Genomic DNA, 21,899 nt, shown 5'->3' with positions numbered 1-21,899 from the left:
AACGCCTACATCTAAAGCAGCAACGAAAGTTGCTGCTTTTTTGTTTTAATTATTTTTCTTGTGAGTTTGAAGTGAAGTTGGGTGTGCGTGGCAGCGTCCGTATCGGTATGCTTTTCGTAGCAATCAGCACGGGAGGCTTCGCCATGCAGTACATTCATTTGCCCTCTGGCCTAAGGCAATACCGCACAATAAAAGCAGCGGCGATTTGGCCGCGTCAAGTAAAGTTCGCAAAAGCCGCAAATTGCAATATCAGGTTGAGCATTTCATCTGTTAGAATCAGTCTGGTAGCGGAAGACGATTCGCCCATAGCTCTACAGCCAGAATGTCATCATCGCTGTAATCTGAAATCCACTTTCCCTTTGGTATAAAGCGTCGGATCAGGCCATTGTGGTTTTCTATTGCCCCTTTCTCACAGGATGTATACGGATGGGTAAAGTACACTTTCGTATTCGTTCCCGTTTCCAACTCTGCCAGCCGGGCAAACTCAGGACTGTTATCCGTTGTGATGGTACGGAATACCTTGCTGAAGTAATCCCCCAGTTCAGATTGCATCTTCTGAAAAGCAGCAGATTGATCACCTCAAGGCCTATAAATCCCCGAACCCGCTTACCGCCGACATGGACATTGTTGGTGGACTCCACACTGATAGTTGTTCCCGATCAGCCGGTGTAGTCCCTCCAGACACCAGAGGAAGATGCCCTCCTTCTCACGCAGCAGCTTATCCACCAGAAACGGATCGTCCGCTCGGCCTGCGGGCCGGTCTTTGGTAGTCAGCACGATTTGGCGTCGGAAGAAGCCATCAGATTTGTCGTGCAGGGCGGTCAGCACACCGTTTCCGAAGCAGAGGAAGCGCACATACAGCTAGCTCTGGTAGCTCTGGACGCCCTTGCGCTCCATGTCTATCTTGCACTCGGAGGTCACGATGGACTTGATATAATTGGTCTTGGGCAGGGCGCTCATATTCATATTGTCGTCCACCATCAGGAGCTTGTTTTCCAAGTCTGCACGGCTGAACCGGTTGCTCTCCACCTTCTGGATGCTGGTGGTATTCATGCTGTCACCCAGCAGGGAGCGCATGACAAGACCGATGCGGCTTTTGCCCTCGCCGCCCTTGCCAATGAGCATGAGCATCTTCTGCCCCCTTGGTGGTAGGCAGCAGGCAGTAGCCGAGATATTCCTGCAAGGTGGGAATATCATCTTCTTGCAGCAGCTCCGATAGGAATTGCAGCCACTTTCTCGGAGTGGGTGTGTCTATATTATAAGTGACGGTGAGGCGATTGTTGCAGTAGCTCTTATCTGTGGAAAAGCTGCCGTCCGTGAAAAACGTCCCGTTGACAACGTGGATGCGGTCCGTCTCAATAGGCAGCGACGGCGAATAGGCTTGCAGCTTGATGCTGGCAAGTAAATTCGCAACCGTCTTGGGGAGATTGGCGGTCAGCACGCCGGAGATTGTCAAACTGGCAGATTGGGACACGGTGAAGTCAAACGTTTTTGCAAAAGCCGCGATACAATATGTGAGGTATCTTTTAAGGCAGGCATCCGCGAAGCAAGTTATCGTCTTGTATGTTAAATAGGTCACGACTTGCAGGGCGGTTGCTTTTTGCGTGAACTCCAGATAAAGCCTATTCTTTGGTTCCTGATGCGCAGTTTTTGCGCTCCGGTGTTAAAATATAAAAGCGCTCAAATATTGCAGTTGGAAACACACGCAAGGACCTGTTAAAATTTTTATAAAATATCTTTTGTATCTTTCATCCCTTTAGGTGCTCTCGTTCGTTATACTGACAGAAAAGGCGGTGAGGCGGTGGAATATAGCGATCATGAACTGGTGCGCGGGATCAAAGGCGGAGATAAGAGCGCACTGGAGCTTTTGGTTCGCCGCTGGTATCCGCGAATTTACGGATATGTTTTCAAATTGACCGGGCATGAGCAGGACGCTTATGACTTGACGCAGGATGTTTTTATCGCAATGATGCAGAGCATCGGTCGCTATATGCCGTGGCGGAAATTTGACAGCTGGCTGTTTACGATCGCGCATAACAAATGTATGGACTACTTTCGCTTTCGACAGAAAATCGTTCAGGTGGAAGACACCATGTTCGACCGACCCGATCCGGCTGCCTCGTTTGAAGATATGGCAGCGGTCTCCATGTCCGTAAAAGCCGCGCTGGAGAAGCTGCCTGCCGCACAGCGGGAGGCAGTGATCTTACATTATTTCCACCAATTTACCGCGAAGGAGATCGCGCGAATGACGAACACACCGCTGCCGACGGTCAAATCACGGCTTCGTGCCGCCAGAAATACACTCTCAGATAAACTGCGGGAGGACTTCAAATGAACGATCGAATGGAACAGGAAATCCGCCGCACCATTTTGCGGCTGCAAGCGTCCATGCCGGAGCCGAGGGATAGGCAGACGCCGGCCTTCACGCTGCTGCGGATCGCCGCAGGTGAAATAAATGGGGGTCTGCTGCTTGGGCTTTTCGCGGGCGTGCTGGGCTTCGGTCTGCTCAGCGTCCGAGTCTTGTCCATGCCGATGCTGACGATCTTCTGCACCGCGCCCATGCCGATGCTCCTGCTGTTCCACCGGTATGTGCTCGCCAGTAACCAGAACATGCGTGAATTGGAGGCTACATTTCCGTATTCCTATCCGGAGATGCTGGCTGCGCGGTCTGTCGTGATCTCGTGCTGCATGTTCGGTGCGCTACTGCTGCTTTCCGTGATGCTGCACGTTTCTGCGGGTGAGGCGTTTTTGCGGCTGGCGCTCTGCGGCGCGGTACCGGACATTTATCTCTGTGCGCTGCTCCTGTTTTTGTCTGCTTCGCTCCGCAATTCGGAAGGGCTATCCCTGCTTGCACTTGTCTTTTGGGCGGCGCTTTGCTTCCTCGTGACGGTACTGCCGTTTGACCGGCTTTTGCAGCTCTGCTCCACCGCCGCCTACGCTGTGCTGGCGGCTATCGGACTGATTTTATACGGCATTCTTGTATTCAATGTTCAACGAAGGAGGGAGCATTATGACATGGCTCATATCGGATGAAGCCAGAAAGCACCGGGCGTTCCGCGAGGTCTGGGTTGCGTATCTCCTTGGCGGGTTGTATCTGCTGCTGGGGCTATACACAGAAATTTCGGAACAGAATTACAGCGTGCTCTATGATGCACAGCAAAAGTGGAATTTTGTTCAGCAGAATATCTATTCCTATGGCGCGACGCTGACGGCGTTTCTGCTTGCGGTCGGATTGCCACGGCTGGTCTGCTGTGAAAGGGAATACCGGACGGACGATCTTGTCGGGACGGCAGCGCTTGGCCGACTGTGCACATGGAGAGCGAAAACGGCGTTTACAGTCCTCTATTGCGCGGTCGTTGTTTTCATCATCGGGGCAGCCAGTCTGCTGGTAAACGGCGGCGCGTTCGGGTTCGAAGGCGCCCTCTCCTCTGTTGCCGGATGCGTGTATTTTGCGGATACGGCGCTGCCGCCGATGTCCAATCTTGCGTACTGTGCGATCCAGTATGGCTTTCTGTTTCTGGGCGCGTTATATTTCGCCGGGTTTATCCTGATCGTCGCTGCGCTGACGCGGCGGACGGCGCTCAGTCTGTTCCTCTGCGGCGGAAGCTATCTGCTGTTTTTCGCGTATTCCGCTGTCGGGCCTCAGCTGCCGGAGTTCCTTCGCGTGCCGATCGACGCGCTCTATCGGTTTGGCTTCGGTGGGTATCTGCTGCAGGAGAGCTATTCGTGGGTCTTTCCATATTTGTGGTCGGACGTATGGAAACCGGTCCTGCTGGGGATTGGCATGATCCTTCTGGAGTTTTTTATCTTTTTGCAGATATGGAGGAGGAAAGCAAAGGCATGAAGGCTGATCTGATCCGCTGTTTCCGGAATCCGCTCTACTGGCTCGTTTTGGGTGCTGGGCTATCTGTTCGGGGCATTCTCGCCTTCTTTGATTCCCGATTCCGCAGCGATGCGTTCTGGTCCTTATCCGCAGAATGCTGGAATAAGATAGGCTCCGTAACACTCGGTTTTCTGGTTCTGCTCGTTCTGATCCGTCTGTTTTCCGCGGATCGTGAAACAGGAGTCTTTCCTGTCATCAACAGCACTGCCTATGGTCGAAGCACGCTGTTCCGGAACCGGTTGATTGCCGGGAGCATTGCCGCTTCGGCTGGTGCTGTGCTGTTAGCAGCCGGAAATCATGCGCTGTCAATTCTCATTTCCGGCAGGCTTCCCCAACCGGATGGTTGGAATCACGCATGGTTCCGCAGCACGGCGATCGTTCTCATCGGAACAATTGGATTCTTCCTCTTTGCAGCATTTGTATGTGACAGTCTGAAGAATCAGCCGGCGGCCATGTGCATCTGCGGAGCTCCGTTTGCGTTCAGCTATTTTATCAATGCCGCTGTACTGAAAAAGTTTGAATTCTTCTGGTTTGTCCGGTATGGATTTTTTGCAGAATGGATGCGTGGACGGAGAATCGGTATGACCCCGGGAGTCTGGGGTGTCTGGTACGCGCTGTTATTGGGTGGATTATTATTGGCCGCCATCCATCAAAGAAAGGAGCGCAAGGAATTATGAAGCTTTCCTTCGAACATATTAGCAAGCTCTACGGCAATACGGCCGCGCTGCAGCAGATCGACCTGACGCTGGGGCCGGGCGTCTATGGGCTGCTCGGACCAAACGGAGCCGGGAAGACGACGCTGATGCGGATCATGACGGATCTGCTCGCTCCATCGACCGGACGTGTCTTGCTAAATGGGCAGGACATTGCGGTCATGGGTGCTGCGTTCCGGAAAAAGCTCGGCTATCTGCCGCAGGATTTCGGCGTTTATCCGAATTTCACAGCGGAGCAGTTTCTGCTCTATATCGCCAGATTAAAGGGCTTGTCAAAATTTGAGGCCAAGCGGCAGACGGATGATCTTCTGCATATGGTCGGTCTGGAGGACAAAAAGCAGAAAAAGCTGAAAGGTTTCTCCGGCGGACAGCGGCAGCGTGTGGGAATCGCACAGGCACTGCTTGGAGACCCCGAAATTCTGGTGCTGGACGAGCCGACAGCTGGGCTTGACCCGGAAGAACGGATCCGGTTCCGCGGTATCATCAGTGATCTTTCCCAGCAAAAGCTCGTTTTGCTGTCGACGCATATTGTATCGGATCTCGAAGCAGTCGCAAACGAAATCATTCTGCTCCGGAAAGGTGTTGTCCTCGGAATGCAAAAGCCTGCTTCGCTGCTGGAGCATCTGAACGGGCAAGTCTGGCTCGTTACAGTTCCTGCTGCGGACGAAGCGGCACTCACAAAGCAATATACCTGCAGCAATGTTATGCACACAGACGGAAAAAGTGTGATCCGTCTGCTCAGCAAAGGCGCCCCTCGACCCGACGCAGTACCAACAGCACCCAATATGGAGGATATGTATCTATATTATTTCGGTAGATGATCGTCCGGATGATTCTGGCTAGATCTCGGGTGCAGTAAAGTGCGGACTGTTTAGAAGGCAGCTTGCAAGTTTTTAGACCTGCAAGCTGCTTTTCTCCGTAAACTCAGAGCCGATTTTGCTGCCGCAAAATCTATGGGAACAAAATTTGAGCGGTTGTTCGCAGCACCTCTCAGCACCTCTCAGCAACTCATTTCGCGCATTTTCTGGTACGAGACCATTCAGTACAGAAAAATTACTGGCTCGTATTTGTGCCGTTCCCCACAACCACCGACAGAGAGGAAAAATAAGAATACAGCCAGTGGAAACTGTCCGCTTCAGAATTTGTTGATTGGCTATGAAAAAAGGCGGATCTATGTCGGAAAAAACGAAATCGACCTGACATTGGCGAAGTGAACCGCTCCCTGTCAATTAGACAGACGAAAAAACAAAAAGTTTTCTCCAGGACCTCATCTCAGAGGTCCTGGTTTTCATTTATGCAGCATCCAGCAAGCTGCGGTAATTCATTGGTGCGCCGTTACTTCCGGCTTAGACCGCTGATATGCCGGACGTTTTCTGCGGATGACAGCAAGCAGGCCGACAATATGTACCAAACGATAGAACCGATTCAGGTTCAGAATGTCACAAGTCTCGGTGATTGCATACCCTTCTTCGTGCATTCTCCGTTTTCAATCTTCTGTTTCGGGCTTTCAGTATCCGGTTCTCGGCGCGCAGCTTCTCCGCTTCTGTCATCTCAGATTCGGCCTTACGCTTACCACGCTTGTCTACCAGACCTTCTATGCCCTTCTCATTGTACTTTCTCACCCAGGAATAGATTTGCTGGTAGCTGACGCCGAATCGCTCAACAGCAGCAGCGTAGTCATTTCCATGCTCGATGCAGTAGCTGATAATTTCAATCCGTTCTTCGTATGTCGTAGTCCGTACTTTTTACAGATCGCTGCGTGACTTCCTTCTCCGTTGAATGGATGATCTCTTCCGGTGTCCGTTTTGACATAATAATGCTCCCCTTAGTGTAGTCTCGAATTTTTGTTATTTCGAGTGTCTACTCTATGGGGAGTATATCACCGAACGGCGGCCTGTCTTCTTATTCTTTATTCTTTTTTAAGCCTTGGTGTTTGAACCACACCAGACCATAAATTTGGCAGGGCACATCTTAAAAATGTCGCCTCTCGCAGGGCAAAACTGGAATTTTGAAAAATCGAGTTTTTGCAGCCTTTTCGTTCTAAAAGCAGCGCATTATATGTGAAAATGCCACACTTTCGTGCGGCGTTTTCGGCGTTGCATCTTTCATCAACACATTTTGGTGCGCCCGGTGCGATTCGAACGCATGGCCTTTGGAGTCGGAGCGGTGCTATGTGAGGTGTTTGCATCGCAGCGACTACTAAAAAGGCGCAGTTCACCAACATTTTGTGCGGTTTTTGTATGTTTTCTGCACCTGTTGGAACTGCCGATATTCGGTGGCAGTAGCCTCGTAGTAGCCGCAGTGGCGTTGGCTATTCTTTGACCGGTGGCAGGAAACCCTCGACCTGCTGGCGGTATTCGGTCTGCTCCTCGCGGAAGAACCGCTCTAGCAGGCTGTAATCCTGTTTTGTCTGCGCGGTATTCAGTGCATGATAATACTCAGCCTTGCGGCTGTCATTTACCACAAAGGGGATAATATCGTTTTTCAGGCATTCCTTAAACAGAATCAGCCGTCCGGTTCGTCCATTTCCGTCCTGGAACGGATGAATGGCCTCATAATCCGCATGGAACTTTGCCAATCCGTGCAGATCATGCTTGTCTGCTGCATTGTATTCGTCCAGAAGTGTCGTCATGCGTGCGTGGACATCTTCCGACGTCAGGGTGCCGGATAGCTGCTTTTGTTATATCCAATCTGCTGCTGTTGTGCAAGGTGCCCGCGGTTGAAAAGAGGTTTCAATGTTTAATACGGCAATCCTGCTCAGTATGCTTCTTTATAGCGGGCACATAAATTGTTATCAGACTTGCTCGTCGTGCGAACAATGCGCAAAAGTAAAGGGCGCTCCTGCTGGAGCACCCTTGGACTTGTGAGAAATTATGCAGTTGGCAAAACTGTGGCAAAACCGGTGAATTTATCACGGTTTGCGGTGATGAAATCTGTATCTGCGCCGGTCAGGTCAAGTGTGCCGAACGAAGCGCGGTTGACGCTGGCCTTGTATGTGGGACTGTAGCTTTTCAGCGTTGGTGTGCCATTGATTTGGAGGGTCAGGTTTCCGGTGATGGAGCCGCCGCTTTGTTCGCCGAGGAACTGATTCAGCTTGACGCCGTCTGCAACATGGAACGTTATATTGCCGTCCAGTGTCGCGCTCATGTACGCGCCCGCAAGCTCGACCTCCGCGCTGCCGCCTACGGAAACGTCCACGTCAGCCTTATGCGTCGTGCTGCCTCTGCCGCTGGCGATAACAGCAAAATTACCGGCCTGCACGCTGATGTGCTGCGTGCCCGCTGCGGTGCTTTCTGCGGTACTGCCTGCATACAGGTTGTAACCTGTCCAGCTCCACGCGGTCGCCACATCGTTCGCGACCGTGAGATCATGCCCGTTCGCGTACAGATTTCCGAGCGCATAGGTGATGTTCGACAGGGTAAGATCGGCGTTCATCGTCATCGGAGAGCCGCTCAGCCTGTATTTGGTCTCACCGTCCGCCGAACGGATGGTGCACGCGACATCCGGGAGCTTGTCCTCCTCGGTCAGCTGCACATCATCATTGAGCACGATCGTGCCACCTTTCTTGACGGCGGCAGATGCCGCAGACCAGCTCTGATAATTCGTCCCGTCCACCACGAAGGCGTTTTCCTTGACGCCCTTGGCGAACGTCAGATCCTTGCGAACGATGCCGGACCATTTGCCGTCCTTTTTCGCCGCCGCGCGGATGTACAGCTTGCCGCCTGCGATATTGTCGATGGAAACCTCGAACGGGCCGGTGTACTTGGTGCCGGTTCTGGTCGGGTCGGAGACGGTGGAACCGGTCAGGGTGTTGCTGTTGTCTACCGTGTAGTAGATTTCAGCGCCGTCCGTCGAACAGTTAAGCGTTACCGTTACCTTATCCGCATTCGCGTAGGTGGTTTTCTCCGGCGAGACGGTGAGCGTCGGCTTGGAAGCCGTCAGCGCCTGATTCAGTGCCGCCTGCACGGCTGAGAGGACAGCTCGGCTCTCTTGATCGTGCCCCTCGATCGGCTCAACGCCTTCGGTGGTCTGCGCGAGATAAATGCGGCTGAACAGCTCGGGGAGAAAGTCTGCGTACGTTTCGCTGTGTTCCTTATCGAGCGTCAGGGAGGTGATATAATACTTATCATCGTAGTTGGGACTTTGTGTTACAGCGGTTGCAGTAATGCCGTCAACAGTTGCGGAAATACCGCTGTACTGCGCGGTATAGGCCGCGTTGCTGAGCGGATTTGCAAACACATAGAACTGCCGAACCACATCCGAGCGGTTTCCAGCCTTGTCAAAGGCGGCGGGGCGGACTTCGATGACCTGGCCGCTCGGATGGTTTGTTGGGTCAGCGGACAGGCGAACACCGATATCACCAGACCAGCCGATGGAAGCCGCTTTGGTGCTGTCGGCAGTCGGGTCGGTACCGTTGAGTGTGTAGCGGATGGTACAGTCCTTGTCGGCCGACATGGCAACATCGATATACTTATAGCTTGCGTTCGGAACGCAGGTCTGCGCCGTCAGGGTCGGGGCGAGCACGGTGGATTCGCTTTTGCTGACCGGCGCGGAGCGCAGTGCCGCGATGGTGGCATGACGGATGGCATCCGACCAGACGGTTGCGCCGGAAACGGCATCGTCATTGTGGTCATCGTCATACGGTACGGTATTCATATTCAGCAGGTCGTAGAGCGTTTTGCCGTACAGCTTGACAGGCATACCGTCGCTGTCCATTACGCCGCCCCAGAACGAATAGTCCATAGAAACGTTATCGTCCGACAAATCCAGACCGGCCTCCGTGCCGTTGTCCTGCACGCGGGTGATCTTGCCGTTGGTAGTAGTCACGCGCACGCCGACCCGGTACGGGCCGCCGAACACACCGCCGTCCGTTACTGTGCCGATGTAGGTACGCGTGCCGGAGGTCAGACTGGGGATCGCGACAAACTGCACGGTCTTTTCGGTGACATCGGAAGCCTTGCCGTCCTTGACGGCGATGGCCTTGACGGTAACGGAGCTGTCTGCGTTGCTGTTCGGCCGGATGGTCAGCGTTGTGCCTTCAAGGGTTTTTGCAGTGTTCCCGTCTACGCTCGGGGTGCTGCCGTCGGTGGTATACCGCACGATACAGCCATCCCCGGCCGAAACGTTAAGTTCCGCCGGGGATGTTGCTGCATACAGCAGCTGCGTCCGAGCGTCTGCCGCTTTCAGGGCTGGCGCAGAGGGCGACTGCTCACTTTCCTAGTTGTTGGAGAGGGCGTTCTTGACGGCCTTTTTGATGGCGTTGGAGGAAACGGTAGCCTTAGATACTACGTCTACGCCGTCGATTTCAGATGCTTTTTTGTTCAACAGTTTGGTGAACATACCTTCGATGTTTTTCGAGGAGTCACCCTGTGTAGCCTTTTTCCAGTAGGATGCGTTATCATCACCCGCATCCGTGGTATCGTTGTTAAATCCGATAATCGTACCATCCTGTAAGGTAATCTCAAACGAGAAGTTGTATGCGTCCTCGATGTGACCCTTAGCATCATCTGCCGGCTTAATCGTGCCGGTGATGGTCTTGGTTTCCGTAGTCGGCTTGTCGGGTTTGGTCGGCTGCTTGCGTTCGTCCTCTACGGCCTTAATCAGTCCCGGAACTTCATCAATCAGTTCTTTTGCTTCTGCCGTGGTTGCGTCAGACTTTGCGAGCAGGGCAACGATTTGATCATAATGCTCTTTCAGAGCCTTTTGGGCAAGAGTAGCCTTGTTTTCATCGTAGTTTTCAAGCAGTGCAGCTGCCTGCTCTTTCAGTTCATTCAGCTTTGTTCTCTGATCCTCCGTCATCGGCTCAACCTTCTTGGGCAGGTTTTCGGCTTTAACGTTGACAGTATAAGTAGTATCGCTGTAACCCAGCGCGTAAATCGTGATTTCCCACTTGCCGGTGCCGTCCGTGCCTTCCGGCAGCTTGAAGCGCAGAGAATCCGTCAGGCCGAGCTGAATGCCCATGGTCTTGTGCATCCAGTCGTCAGCTGCGAACTTCGTGCCGTAGGTCCGGAGAACGGTATCGCCGTCGCCGTAATACTTCCAGACAACGGTCTGCATATTGTCACCGAGTGCGCCGTATGCGTTCTTGGCATCAACCAGAGTCGGCTTTCCGTTCTTATCCGTGCCTTCCTTCTTGGGGTTGGTCAAGTCAACACGCAGATGTGCACCAAAGTTCTGTGCATCGGCATAATTTTTTGCGGTAGCAACAATATCGGAATCGGCGGACTTCTGTTCTACATCCTTAATACCGGAACCGGTGCCGGTCTTGCGCGGGCCGAAGCTGAACGAGTCGCCCTTCTTCGTGACTGCCTTCAGGCCGTTGGTGGTGCTGTCTACTGCGGCAACTGCCGTGTAAGACTTCAGATTTTCTTCGCTGTAACCGCCCTGAAGCGTTTCGCCGTTCTTGGTAACAGTGTACTTCGTACAGAAGTCAGCAAAATCAGAAGCGCTGACCTTGACCGGTACATACTTGATGCCGGTGATCTTGTAATCTTGGATGTTGGTCTTGTTGAGAGTGATATGCTCGCCGGTCGAAACAACGGCAGTATCAGCGTCAATCCAGTAAACCGGCGTGTACTTCTTGCTATCCTTAGTGTTAATTACTACATCCTGCTGGAAACTGCCGCGATGACGGCCGTGGATGGCTGTCGCACGGGAAACCGCATCGAACGCGCCCTTGTCGTGCTCGTAACCGGTTACTTTGCCTTCCTTATCAGTCAGAGTACGGTCAGCTTCATCAGACGAAGCCTTCCAGTCGCTGCCGCTCAGGTAAACGCCCTCGCTCTTCCAATACTCATCATACGGAACAGCGGCGTAAGCGTAAACATTCAGGTTGATCTGCGCGATTATCGGTACATAGTTATTGTTCTTGTCGGTAATTACGAGCTGATAGGTGCCGGAGGGAGCTTCTGCGTCCTTATTCCACGTTACCTTGCGGGTCTTCGGGTCATACTGGAAGAAGTTGGGCTCCTTGTCATCGACCGTTACACTGTATTCGGCGTCGAAATCGCTCGGAAGGTCGTTCGAGAAGGAAACAGTCGTTTCACCAGACGAGAAATCTGCTTCGGCTGCTTTTACCGTGGTAGCATACAGCTTTTTCGCCAGATTGAGCTTGATTACGCCGTCGTCGGTGTAGTAGGTGACTGCGCTGATGGTCTTGCCTACGAGGGCGGAGTCAGACTCGAAGCCAAGCTCGGTTGCACGCCAGATTTCGGTTACGTGGTGCAGGCCGTAGGTATTGCCGTCCGTGTCGGTCAGGACAACGGCGTAAACCTTCTGGCCCTTCTCGATTTTGTCGCTTTCGACCTTCATTTCGTAGTCGGCGTGATGGCCGGGGGCCTTGAATTTGGCAATGGTTGCGGTAGCCTCGGACGCCGCACCGGTCGCCTTGCCGAACGACCACTTGCCGTCGGTCAGAGTCGCTTCCTTGTAGTAAGACGGGGTGTCGCTCAGGGCGTAGTAGGAGTAGCTTGCGCTTTCAAACAGCGCTTCCCTGCCGGTATAGGTGGTGATTTCATTCTTGCCTTTTTTGTTTACCGTGATTTTTACGGAGTCGCTGTCTGTTACCTGCTTGAAGCCGGAAAGGTCGCTCGTCTTTACACGAACCGGATAGGTAACGCCGGTAATATCCGTGCCGTCGGGATTGACATGATACGAACCGCCTGCCAGAGAACCGTTGCGGGTCTTATTCTTGGTCGCCGACGAAACTGCGTCAACGGCTGCGGCGTTCTCGCCAAGCTCGGCCTTATAGAACTCGTTATACGGGATATTCATCAGCACATAGGTATACTGGCTGTTGGACGAGTTGCTGCCGCCGGAGGACGAGCCGCCGCTCGAAGGAGCTGTGCCGACGGTTTCCGTCTTGCCGGATTCTACGGCCTTATCGCCTGCCTTGACACCGGAAACACCGCTGCCGGCTGTTACCTTGGCACCCTTGCTGGTGACGGTAACATTGTTCGCGTTGGCCTGTACGTTCGTTACCTTGCCGTCGCCCGTTACCTTGGAGCCTGCCGCAGATACGGTGACAGTGCCGACGGATGCGTTCTTTTCGACGGTCAGGGTAGCCTTATCGGTAACAGCAACATTGCTTACCGAGCCGGACAGGGACAGATCGGACTTCGCGGTCACAGTGCCGACGCTGCCGCCCGATACCGAGATTGCCGCCGCGCCGTTCGGGCTGCTGACCAGCACGCCCTTTCCGGCCGTGGTATTCTTGATGCCGACCGCGTCCGCACCGCCGCGGATAACGATGCGGCCGGTAACTTTGACGTTATCCAGCGACACCTTGTCCGCGCTGTCCGCGATGATGAGGTCGCCGTTGATGGTCATGCCGGAGAGCGACGCGCCACTCTCGCGGACGATCATGTTGCCCTCGACTGTCTTGCCGGAGACGCCCTCTGCGCCGACATAGGATGCCGCCATGCCGGTGATGACCTTGGCGAATTCCGCGCGAGTGATGTTATTCTTCAGGTTCAGCATTCCGTTCGCGCCGTTGACATAGCCGCCTGCGACCAGCGCCGCAACGCTCTCGGACGCCCACGAGGATACCGTGCCGCCGTCAACAAAGTCCTTCAGCGTAGCGCTGCCGCCGCCCTCGAGCGCAAAGGCGCGCGCCAGAACGGTGAACGCCTCCTCGCGGGTGATCGGTGCATCCGGGTTCAGCAGGCCATTCGCGCCCTGGAACGCGCCCATCTTGACTGCCTTGCCCATATCGCTGTAATACCATGCGCTCGGCAGTACATCTCTGTAGTCGTCCAAAGACGCCGTCTTAGCCGCGCCGAAGGCACGGGAGACGATCGCCGCCATCTGTGCGCGGGTCAGCAGACCCTTCGCGTCGATCATACCGTTCGAGCCATTCAGCAGGCCATCGTCGATCGCCTGCTCGAGCGACTTCGCGGACCAGTCGTTCGGGAAATCCCTGTACTGGCTCAGGTCGGCAGCAAAGGCATTGCTCGGCAGGAGCATCGCGCCTGCCAGCACCATTGCAATGGTGTTTTTACACTTCACTTTTCGGTTCCTCCTTTTGTTAGACAAAGCTAACCATCACGTCGAAAAATAGCATTTTTCCTCGCGCGTTTTTGCAACCCGAGGAAAAATGCTATGGTTAGCTTTTGCTAACATTATAAGCTGACCTTAGTCTACACCAGCGCTTTTTATTTGTCAACCGCACTTTTTCGCGAGATGAACCACGGTTTATCAAGATTTCGCAGCTTGACAAGTCTTTTTTGCCGTGATATGCTATTTTACAGTAAGCAAACGCTAACTTTCGGAGGATATTTGTTGATGAAGAAAAAAATCAAGGCGCTGCTGCTGCTCGGGCTTGTTTTTCTGGGCGGCTGCGGACAGGCTTCCGCCCCCTCGGTCTCGTCCGCTGGCACAGACTCCCAGTCGATCGACCTGTTCGCGATGGACACGGCCATGACGCTGACCGCCTACGGAGACCATGCCGGAGAGGCGCTGGAGGCGGCGAAGAGCGAGATCGAACGTCTGGACGCGCTGTTCTCGATCAGCAGCGAGAGCGGTGACATTTACGCACTCAACCGAGACCACTCGGCGACGCTGCACGAAGACACGCAGGCGCTGCTCAAGCGGGCGCTAGAGGTTTCTGACTCGACCGACGGCATTTTTGACTGCACGATCGAGCCGGTCATGGATGCCTGGGGATTTACCACACAAAACTATCGCGTGCCTTCGGCGGATGAGCTGCAGCAGATGCTCACTCATGTGGATTACAAGCAGGTGCAGCAGAACGGCAGTGACGTTTCCATTCCGGCGGATGTGCAGGTGGATCTGGGCGGTATTGCCAAGGGCTATACCTCGGACCGCATCATGCAGGTGCTCGCGGATGACGGAGTAACGAGCGGCATAGTTTCTCTCGGCGGCAACGTGCAGGCGCTCGGCTGCAAGCCGGACGGCAGCAAATGGCGTGTTGCTGTGCAGGACCCGAACGACGAAGGTGAAAACTTTGCGGTGGTGGAGATTGCGGATGAAGCGGTGATCACATCGGGCGGCTATCAGCGGTATTTTGAGGATAACGGCCGGACGTATCATCACATCATTGACCCGCGTACCGGCACACCGGCCGACAGCGGTGTGATCTCCTCGACCATCATCAGCCATGACGGCACGCTCGCGGACGGGCTCTCGACCTCGCTGTTCATCATGGGTGTGGATGATGCGCTTGATTACTGGCGGGCTCATAAGGAGGAATTCGATGCGATTTTGATGGATAAGGATGGTACGGTGTACGTCACCGAGGGCATCGCGGACCGCTGCTCGCTGCTCGAGAATCGGGAAATGCAGGTTGTTCACTAAATCGAAATATATATAATATTAGCCAAGGCTTGTCTCATGCACCGGGATAAGCCTTTCGCTATTATTATATATCATGTTATTCCTGTGAAATTATAATTTGATTACGCTCTCAACAATGGAATAAAGGCAGTTCAGATGAAATTTCTAAATTTCAGTTTTGAACGAGAATTCTATGTTCAGGAGTGAAAATTATGACAAACAAACAGGAAAAGATGATATGCAATAGCTTTGGTATCGCAAAGCTGAAAGCGTTTCAAAAGGATGTAATTACAGACTTACTCAATGGTAAAGATGTACTTGGCTTAGCTCGAACCTCTGAAGGCAAGTCGATCTGCTTTCTCTCGATGATTGCTATGCACCCAAACGATCTGCTGATTGGTATTCTCCCGACGGTTGCATTGATGCGGGACTTAGTGCAGCGCTGCGAGGACAGCAAAATCCGAGCGGGCTGCCTGTACAGCGGTAATGCGGAGAATACCAATATTATTGAAAGATTAAAGCATGGTAAACTCCAGGCGCTCTTTGTTGCACCGGAACGGCTGAATGATCCGCATCTTTGGAAGGCAATTCAGAAGAACAGGGTACACCTGGTCGTTGTAGACGAAGTGCATTGTCTGACGGAATGGGGCAGCGAATTCCGTCCAATGTATCGCAATATTGGTAAATTTATTAAGGATTTACCCTCATCCCCTGTTGTTGCTGCGTTCAGTGCAACCGTTATGCAGGAGGATATTCCATATATCACGAAAAGTCTGCGTATGAAAAATCCGACGGTACATATCGGCAAGCTCAAGCGTTCTAACCTTTCTCTGGAGAAGGTGTTCGTGAAAACGGAGGCAATTCGTTATGGGAAAGTCAAGAAAGCAATTCTAAAATATGCTGACAAGGGCAAAATCGTTATCTACTGCACCCGTGTCTGTGATGTGGAAGAGATACGCGATTACTTAATTGAAGATTGTGATATCGAGGCTGATGAGATTGCCATCTGCCACAGCAAATTATCCAACCGAGCGAAGCAGGAGCAGCGCTTTCGTTCCGGCAAGGCGCGTATTATGATTGCAACTTCTGCGTTCGGTATGGGCGTAAATATCCCGGATATTCGTCTGATTATCGTCTCTCAGCTGCCGTTCAGCGTAGCGGTATTCTATCAGATGGCAGGCAGAGCCGGGCGCGACAGAAAACGTGCAAAGGCGCTGCTGCTCTGGAATGACGCTGATTTTCAGATGAACCTTGACATCATCTCAAATACGGATGAACGCGCGATCGATGCCGTGAATGAGTTGTATGCGATCTGCGAGTCATCGGACGATTTGCATGACGCCGTAATCGGCTGTTTTGCGAAAGGCGGTGTGTGAAATGGATTTTCGTTATGGTATCCATACGATTGAATTATTCCACAGGCTGTCCAAAAAGAGCTTTAACAAGGTGTTTCAGCACCTGAAAAGCCTGAATTTCGGCAAACTCTACCCGGACGCGACATATCATTCTGACAAAGGCATCGAGAAGTATATCTGTACCTCGTACTGCGGTCATGGTGTTATACTTTATCTGTACAAGCAGAAGCGCAGCAAGAACAAAACAAGCAAAAATATCACCTGTTCTATCCGTTTCCGACTCAATCCGCACACTTTGCTGCACGGAAAATATTCACCCAAGGAGGTATTCCACGCGGAAGAAAAACAGCTCAACTCGCTCGACAAGGAAATGACCAAGCTGCTGCATAAAATCGGTCTGAACTGCGATTTTGAGCAGCTGACGCTTTCACGCATTGACTGCTGTCTGGACTACTTTCCCGATTCGCAGGACTGGGTTGACGAGGCGCTGCGCGTCGTTCGCCGCAGTCCATATATGAAGAAATACGAGCTGTGTACATTCGATAAAACTTTCTCCAATCATAAGAAAAAGAATGCACATTCGTGGCGGATTTGCTGCAAAACGACCGCATTGACGGTCTATGACAAGACATTTCAGCTGATGGAGGAGGAGTTGCTCGAGAACTACGATGCACCAATGCTGCGATTCGAGGTCTCCCGCTCGGGCGCGAAGTTCAAGCGCGGACTGTCTGAGCAGGTTAAGGGCATCAACAAGAAAATCCTGAAAACTGTCATGGACGAGTCCGAGGACACCATCCGTTCTTATATGGAAATGCTGCACGCAGACCTGCCGTTTGTGCGGTATTCGGACTGCATGGCAAAGGTTGAGACCGTGAAACATGCTTCAACTCGCAAAAATATGCGTCTGCTTGTCAAAAAGCTGTCCGACTGCAAATGTTATGCACAGGCTGTGTATAACAGTAAACTCACCGAAAATCAGCTGCGCACTGTGCGCAAGCAGTTCAAGGAGCTTGGCATTCAGCCGATTACATTGAAGGATAAATCAGAGATTGAAGAATTGAAATTTGTTCTGTAAATTGCGAAACCCATGCCTTTTCAATGGAATTGGCATGGGTTTTGATTATCTTTTTTGAAACGAAATCACTAACATAAATATAAGATGGCATGAATTGCGGTGAACTGTGATCTGTGCTGTCAAATCTTATATGTAAAAGGATGATTTTTATGAAGTATCTGGATTATCGCGGAATGAAAGAGTTTTATACCATCGACGAGGTCTGCCGACAGTTTGAAATCAGCAAGCAGGAGCTCAAACACTGCGCGGACAAGTACAGCATTCAGCCGCAGGAGGATCAGTACGGCAACTGGGGATTCCGCAAGGTTCTGGTGCGAGAGCTGCACAATTTTATCTACAAGGAGCAGTATAATCAGCCTCGCACTTTGCCGCAGTCCGATTCGAGGAAGGACCCGTGGGCATGAAAAATGACGAAATTCTGACCGTCAAGGAAACGGCTGCCCTGCTCAAAACAACGCGCCAGCAGGTCCGCAAGATGATCGCCAACGAAGAACTCCCAGCCGTAAAGGTCGGCCGGGAGTGGAGAGTGCTCAAAGCGGGGATTATGGAGTTTTTTGAGCAGAATATCTGAGTTGCTATCTTAATGAATATGAAACGATGGAATGCCAGTTAGCATACCTGATACAGACGCTTGAACGTGATAATGGCTTGTTCTCGAGAGTAATTGCCTTTAGGAGTAAAGACACCACTTGAGGTACCGTTCATAACACGTGCATTTCCGGTCTGGCATGCAGTGATGAACTGCACGCCTTCTTTTGCCCAATTCGATACATGTGACATATCGTTAAAGGTGATACTGGTGCTGTTGGGCACGATTAGTCCAAGTACCTTAGCTGTTTTCATCAGCATAGTAGCAGCATGTTCTCGGGTGATTCGATTATTAGGACCGAATTTACCGTTTCCATAACCATTGACAATACCTAGTGCATTGATAACAGCAACATCGGCATCATCACAATCGGAAAATGCGTTATAATTTACGGATACATTCTGTTCCTGTGTTAGAGCCAAAATATTTTTTCCGGTTTTTTGTTCCAGCATATTTACGGCCAGATGACAGAATTCCTGTCGTGTGATGGACTGTTGATATTTATCTGCCAAGTTATCAGGAACAAGCTGTAAATTGAGGGCTTCGTTTACTTCGGCCTGTGCCCAGGTGGAAGGCTTGCCGTAAATGCGTTCAGGCAGCTTAATATTTTCTACATTATCTATCAGTTCATCGCCGTCCCATCTGAGTACGGTGCCATCGCTTTTCAAGGCGCTGCAGCATAAATATTCAGCTGATATGGAAACTACATGATCAGCGATTTTACGAGGCAGATTGCCTCCTTCTACTTCGTGTCCGTTGACGGCACCCCATCTGTAAACATCGCCGTTGTTCGTTAACGCTAGAGCAAAATCTTTACCGGCACAGACAGATTTCACATTTGACATGATCTGAACAGGAGTGACGGAGCTGTTGTAAGTTCCGTTGCCTAACTGACCAAGGTTATTATCACCCCAGCTCCATAAGTTGTAGTCATCCTTGACTGCAACAAAGAAGGTGTCGCCGCCAGAGGCTGCAATAACATGATCCATTACCTTGGTCGGTGTACTGCCATAGCAAACGCCATCGGGAGCTTCGCCATAATTTTTGTTTCCATTTCCCCATATCCATAATGAACCATCGGTTTTAATTGCCATAGAACTAATGGAACACGCGACGGCATCTTGAACATCGGTCATTAAAAGCGTTGGTGTTTGGGTATTGTATAGATTTGAGAGCTGGTTGCTGCTGTTATCTCTCCAACCCCAAAGGGTATTATCTGTTTTCACTGCCAGCATATGTACTGTACCACAGCTGACAGATACGATATCTGATAGGATTTTCTGGGGATATGCAGTAGAATCGCTGCGTCCAAGCTGATAATATTCATTATTGCCCCAGGTTAAAAGTGAACCATCCTTAAGAATAACAGCATAAGCCGCCATATAACTTGGTTCATCAGTCGTTGCGATTGACATAGCTCCCGAGATATCATCTACAGTATCAAACGGAGAAATGTAGTTTGGAATCCGAACGGTGTCATCCTGATTGATATACATCAGGCATCCAGCCATCGTGCGAGTCTGTCGGTTGGCAAAAGCACAATCTGCTGCCTGCGCAGTGGCCAACATACTGCATGCAGCTAATGTTCCGCATAAAAGTCGTTTCATTTTATGAAGCCTCCTAAGATGACAGTTATTCATATCGGGCGATAATCTGTTCGGGCGTTAATGCCTCGGACAGATCTCTTGTATCAACCAGCGTTGCGACATTAGAAAAAGTACGTTCCCACCAGAACATGTCCGTAGTCAATGTGCTGCCATCAATGGTGCATGTCAGATGTTTTCCGTTCAAAGATTGCTCACCTGGATCGTCGTAAGAGTAATTGGGAAAATCTGTTCGCGCAATACCGGTTACCTGGATTGCAGCTCCATAATCATCGGCCCAACTGGTTTGAAAATTGCTGTCATCACAATTCACACCAGTAGAAAATACAAAGTATTTGTTATATTCAGTACGTAAAATATCGACGTTGGTAATTTGACCATCCGTAATGGTGACGGAAAAGAGTCCAGGATGTTCATCAGCGTCTGAATAGGCATTTAGCCGTTCGGCGGAATACAAACGCCATTCGTTTTTACCTTCCGGCATTGTCGTATTATCATCGAAGCACATTCCGTAATAAGACCAACCAACGTAGTCACGATACATCATTTCTTCATCTGTGGATTCTCCATCAAACGTATCAGGAACATATTGCAGAATATATAAGGTATTGGTGGCTTGGGTATCTAATCCATCTGCGGGACCAACAGCGTCAGCATAGCGGTAAAATGCCATCGGTACATCTTGAGGTATATAGGTATAATCTTTATATTCAGATGGTATATCATTAGTATTCAGATAGTATTCTTCTAATTTGAATTTATCTGCGGATGCGTCTACTGGAAATTCCAGTGGATTGTTAATCAGATTGATTTCAGACATCATTTCCGCAACGCGAGGTTTGCCTGCCGGTTTTGAGGTATAGTTGTCAAGTGTGCAGTCTTCCATGATCCAACCGCCCTGCGAATAGAGTTTATACACTGCACTGCCGCTGCCAGTATACTTGTGGATGCCATTAGAAGCGGTAAAATCAAACCAAACGCTATCGTAGCCTGTATCTTCCTTGGTATTACGTTTTTCGATTGTTAATGTGTTGATTTCATATGGTAAACACTGATTGGTGTCATCAGCACTTTTGTAACTTTGGAGCCATTGAGTAGAAATATCATACTTATCGGAGAGTAAATCTTCCATAATCGTATTTTCGTCAGGCAGTTTTGGGCTTCCGCAAGCTGACAGAGATAAGATGATTGTACCAAGCATGATGCCGCAAAGAACCTTCTTCATAAATGTCCCTCATTTCGTGATATTTGTGTGGCGTTATGCTATCTATAGACATTATTATACAATACCTATAGCCATTTGCGCAATACTAATTGTCAAGATAACCTAGTATCAAAGGGCAGGTGACGATGATGTATTGCGAAGTCAATGTAGGCGAGCGAATTCGATATTTCCGAAATTTACGCGGCTGGAGCCAGGAAGCACTGGCCTTGCAGGCAGAGATCAACCCGGCTTTTCTCGGACATCTGGAGCGCGGACTCAAAAGTCCGACGATAAAAACACTGGAAAAGATCGTGCGGGCGCTCGACATTTCACTGGCGGAGCTGTTCGCCGATCCGCAGCCGGTGGATAACGCGAAAGATGCCGTCATCGCACAGGTGTGTGACCAGATCCGTGACCTCCCACTTGAAAGCATCGAGCGTATCAATGTCATCGTACGGAATGTTCTGGCGATTGAGAAGTAATTTACAGGTATATTATAGCAAATGAGGTGGACAACGATTGTCCACCTTTGATTTTATATAAAAAGATAGAGGAGTCTGCATACCGCAGACTCCTCCGTGAAAAAGAGAGAGATGGATAGTGTCAAAAATTACTTAGCAGCCAGACGGCGAGCCTTAGCAGCCATGCGCTCACGAGTAACGTCGAGCAGTACGGCGCCGATGATAACCAGGCCGAGTACGAGGTTCTGTACTGCCGAAGAAACGGACAGCAGCGAGAAGCCGTTACGCAGAACAGCGATGATCAGCGCGCCGAGCATGGTACCAACCATGGTGCCCTTGCCGCCCATGAAGGATGCGCCGCCGATGATGCAGGCTGCGATTGCGTCGGTATCGTACGGCTGGATAGCGTTAACGCCGTTGCAGATACCGGAACGACCGATGGAAACGATACCAGCCAGAGCTGCCATGAAACCGGACAGGGTGTAGCAGAAGGTCAGCACGTTAGCGGAGTTGATACCGGACAGACGAGCTGCTTCCGGGTTGCCGCCTACACAGTAGATGGAACGGCCCAGAGCGGTCTTGGTCAGCAGGATGTGCATGATAACGTAGATGACAAGTACTACGATAAAGGATACCGGGAAGCCGGCTACGGTCGAAGAACCGAGCCACATAACAGCATCATTACCGGAGAAGGATACCATCTGAGAGTTGGTGATGATCAG

General features: G+C 51.2%; 20 protein-coding genes and 2 pseudogenes. 12 read left to right on the top strand and 10 right to left on the bottom strand.

Going from position 1 to position 21,899, the window contains the following annotated elements:
- The coding region (locus DW724_RS15885; RefSeq protein ID WP_207665665.1) for a hypothetical protein at positions 1-368 on the top strand (368 nt) is incomplete at its 5' end.
- Here DW724_RS15885 and DW724_RS14655 read toward each other — a convergent pair.
- From DW724_RS14655 to DW724_RS16490, 3 genes and pseudogenes are all read right to left on the bottom strand, one after another.
- Positions 289-564: pseudogene (locus tag DW724_RS14655) on the bottom strand (IS30 family transposase); the annotation flags it as partial. The gene DW724_RS15885 and the pseudogene DW724_RS14655 sit on opposite strands and share 80 nt — an antisense overlap.
- A 42-nt stretch (positions 565-606) precedes the next feature.
- A complete protein-coding gene (locus tag DW724_RS16495; RefSeq protein WP_442861294.1) occupies positions 607-855 on the bottom strand; it encodes a hypothetical protein in 249 nt (82 codons plus the stop codon).
- Between the two features lie 6 nt (positions 856-861).
- Positions 862-1,131 (bottom strand): DUF5906 domain-containing protein, encoded by a 270-nt coding sequence (locus tag DW724_RS16490; protein WP_442861293.1) that lies wholly within the window; start codon positions 1,129-1,131, stop codon positions 862-864.
- A 670-nt stretch (positions 1,132-1,801) separates the two neighbouring features.
- Here DW724_RS16490 and DW724_RS14645 point away from each other — a divergent pair.
- Genes DW724_RS14645 through DW724_RS14625 form a run of 5 tightly spaced genes read left to right on the top strand, consistent with a single transcriptional unit; the run spans position 1,802 to position 5,417 of the window.
- Positions 1,802-2,335 (top strand): RNA polymerase sigma factor, encoded by a 534-nt coding sequence (locus DW724_RS14645; protein WP_158580382.1) that lies wholly within the window; start codon positions 1,802-1,804, stop codon positions 2,333-2,335.
- A complete protein-coding gene (locus DW724_RS14640) occupies positions 2,332-3,033 on the top strand; it encodes a hypothetical protein (protein WP_118761980.1) in 702 nt (233 codons plus the stop codon). Before DW724_RS14645 ends, DW724_RS14640 begins: the two co-directional genes overlap by 4 nt.
- Positions 3,011-3,844 carry a hypothetical protein gene (locus DW724_RS14635; RefSeq protein ID WP_118761979.1) on the top strand — a complete coding sequence of 278 codons (834 nt, stop codon included), beginning with the start codon at positions 3,011-3,013 and terminating at the stop codon, positions 3,842-3,844. The genes DW724_RS14640 and DW724_RS14635 overlap by 23 nt, the downstream gene beginning before the upstream one ends.
- On the top strand, positions 3,841-4,560 hold the full coding sequence (locus DW724_RS14630) for a hypothetical protein (protein ID WP_118761978.1): 720 nt from the start codon (positions 3,841-3,843) through the stop codon (positions 4,558-4,560). Before DW724_RS14635 ends, DW724_RS14630 begins: the two co-directional genes overlap by 4 nt.
- Entirely contained in the window at positions 4,557-5,417 is an 861-nt protein-coding gene (locus tag DW724_RS14625; protein ID WP_118761977.1) for an ABC transporter ATP-binding protein, read from the top strand. The genes DW724_RS14630 and DW724_RS14625 overlap by 4 nt, the downstream gene beginning before the upstream one ends.
- A gap of 618 nt (positions 5,418-6,035) precedes the next feature.
- Here DW724_RS14625 and DW724_RS16485 read toward each other — a convergent pair.
- From DW724_RS16485 to DW724_RS14605, 4 genes and pseudogenes are all read right to left on the bottom strand, one after another.
- Positions 6,036-6,314: pseudogene (locus DW724_RS16485) on the bottom strand (helix-turn-helix domain-containing protein); the annotation flags it as partial.
- A 593-nt stretch (positions 6,315-6,907) separates the two neighbouring features.
- Complete coding sequence (locus DW724_RS14615; protein ID WP_118761975.1) at positions 6,908-7,228, bottom strand: Fic family protein; 321 nt, start codon at positions 7,226-7,228, stop codon at positions 6,908-6,910.
- Between the two features lie 239 nt (positions 7,229-7,467).
- Positions 7,468-9,753: an FN3 associated domain-containing protein gene (locus DW724_RS14610; RefSeq protein WP_256372152.1), complete on the bottom strand. Its 2,286-nt coding sequence runs from the start codon at positions 9,751-9,753 to the stop codon at positions 7,468-7,470.
- A 60-nt stretch (positions 9,754-9,813) separates the two neighbouring features.
- Positions 9,814-13,602 carry a penicillin-binding Tp47 domain C-containing protein gene (locus DW724_RS14605; RefSeq protein ID WP_118761973.1) on the bottom strand — a complete coding sequence of 1,263 codons (3,789 nt, stop codon included), beginning with the start codon at positions 13,600-13,602 and terminating at the stop codon, positions 9,814-9,816.
- Between the two features lie 276 nt (positions 13,603-13,878).
- Between DW724_RS14605 and DW724_RS14600 the strand changes: the two genes are divergently transcribed.
- The 5 genes from DW724_RS14600 to DW724_RS14580 all read left to right on the top strand — a co-directional run bounded on the left by DW724_RS14600 (position 13,879) and on the right by DW724_RS14580 (position 17,890).
- Positions 13,879-14,910, top strand: a complete 1,032-nt coding sequence (locus DW724_RS14600) for an FAD:protein FMN transferase (RefSeq protein ID WP_118761972.1) — start codon at positions 13,879-13,881, stop codon at positions 14,908-14,910.
- A gap of 191 nt (positions 14,911-15,101) precedes the next feature.
- A complete protein-coding gene (locus DW724_RS14595; protein ID WP_118761971.1) occupies positions 15,102-16,265 on the top strand; it encodes a RecQ family ATP-dependent DNA helicase in 1,164 nt (387 codons plus the stop codon).
- Position 16,266: 1 nt separating this feature from the next.
- Positions 16,267-17,319, top strand: a complete 1,053-nt coding sequence (locus tag DW724_RS14590) for a hypothetical protein (RefSeq protein WP_118761970.1) — start codon at positions 16,267-16,269, stop codon at positions 17,317-17,319.
- A gap of 149 nt (positions 17,320-17,468) precedes the next feature.
- The gene (locus DW724_RS14585; protein ID WP_118761969.1) at positions 17,469-17,723 is read left to right on the top strand and encodes a hypothetical protein; all 255 of its coding nucleotides are present in this window, start codon (positions 17,469-17,471) and stop codon (positions 17,721-17,723) included.
- Positions 17,720-17,890, top strand: a complete 171-nt coding sequence (locus tag DW724_RS14580) for a helix-turn-helix domain-containing protein (protein ID WP_118761968.1) — start codon at positions 17,720-17,722, stop codon at positions 17,888-17,890. The genes DW724_RS14585 and DW724_RS14580 overlap by 4 nt, the downstream gene beginning before the upstream one ends.
- A 38-nt stretch (positions 17,891-17,928) precedes the next feature.
- On the opposite strand, the gene DW724_RS14575 is transcribed toward DW724_RS14580, so the two are convergent.
- Positions 17,929-19,515 carry an S-layer homology domain-containing protein gene (locus DW724_RS14575; protein WP_158580381.1) on the bottom strand — a complete coding sequence of 529 codons (1,587 nt, stop codon included), beginning with the start codon at positions 19,513-19,515 and terminating at the stop codon, positions 17,929-17,931.
- A gap of 25 nt (positions 19,516-19,540) precedes the next feature.
- Positions 19,541-20,737, bottom strand: coding sequence for a hypothetical protein (locus DW724_RS14570; RefSeq protein WP_118761966.1), 1,197 nt, complete (start codon positions 20,735-20,737; stop codon positions 19,541-19,543).
- A gap of 125 nt (positions 20,738-20,862) precedes the next feature.
- Between DW724_RS14570 and DW724_RS14565 the strand changes: the two genes are divergently transcribed.
- Complete coding sequence (locus tag DW724_RS14565) at positions 20,863-21,198, top strand: helix-turn-helix domain-containing protein (RefSeq protein WP_202183542.1); 336 nt, start codon at positions 20,863-20,865, stop codon at positions 21,196-21,198.
- 128 nt (positions 21,199-21,326) lie between these two features.
- On the opposite strand, the gene DW724_RS16175 is transcribed toward DW724_RS14565, so the two are convergent.
- On the bottom strand, positions 21,327-21,899 hold a 573-nt coding region (locus tag DW724_RS16175; protein ID WP_243105779.1), incomplete at its 5' end, for an ABC transporter permease.

The sequence above is a fragment of the Butyricicoccus sp. AM27-36 genome (assembly GCF_003480945.1).
GTDB lineage: Bacteria > Bacillota > Clostridia > Oscillospirales > Butyricicoccaceae > Agathobaculum > Agathobaculum butyriciproducens.
This window is presented reverse-complemented; position numbering and strand designations above follow the sequence as displayed.

Coding starts and splice junctions, on each gene's coding strand:
- DW724_RS14590 (WP_118761970.1), top strand. CDS start 16,267: ATGGATTTTCGTTATGGTATCCATACGATTGAATTATTCCACAGGCTG.
- DW724_RS14625 (WP_118761977.1), top strand. CDS start 4,557: ATGAAGCTTTCCTTCGAACATATTAGCAAGCTCTACGGCAATACGGCC.
- DW724_RS16490 (WP_442861293.1), bottom strand. CDS start 1,131: ATGCTCATGCTCATTGGCAAGGGCGGCGAGGGCAAAAGCCGCATCGGT.
- DW724_RS14570 (WP_118761966.1), bottom strand. CDS start 20,737: ATGAAGAAGGTTCTTTGCGGCATCATGCTTGGTACAATCATCTTATCT.
- DW724_RS14580 (WP_118761968.1), top strand. CDS start 17,720: ATGAAAAATGACGAAATTCTGACCGTCAAGGAAACGGCTGCCCTGCTC.
- DW724_RS14565 (WP_202183542.1), top strand. CDS start 20,863: ATGATGTATTGCGAAGTCAATGTAGGCGAGCGAATTCGATATTTCCGA.
- DW724_RS14640 (WP_118761980.1), top strand. CDS start 2,332: ATGAACGATCGAATGGAACAGGAAATCCGCCGCACCATTTTGCGGCTG.
- DW724_RS14630 (WP_118761978.1), top strand. CDS start 3,841: ATGAAGGCTGATCTGATCCGCTGTTTCCGGAATCCGCTCTACTGGCTC.
- DW724_RS14615 (WP_118761975.1), bottom strand. CDS start 7,228: ATGACGACACTTCTGGACGAATACAATGCAGCAGACAAGCATGATCTG.
- DW724_RS14635 (WP_118761979.1), top strand. CDS start 3,011: ATGACATGGCTCATATCGGATGAAGCCAGAAAGCACCGGGCGTTCCGC.
- DW724_RS14600 (WP_118761972.1), top strand. CDS start 13,879: ATGAAGAAAAAAATCAAGGCGCTGCTGCTGCTCGGGCTTGTTTTTCTG.
- DW724_RS14595 (WP_118761971.1), top strand. CDS start 15,102: ATGACAAACAAACAGGAAAAGATGATATGCAATAGCTTTGGTATCGCA.
- DW724_RS14585 (WP_118761969.1), top strand. CDS start 17,469: ATGAAGTATCTGGATTATCGCGGAATGAAAGAGTTTTATACCATCGAC.
- DW724_RS14575 (WP_158580381.1), bottom strand. CDS start 19,515: ATGAAACGACTTTTATGCGGAACATTAGCTGCATGCAGTATGTTGGCC.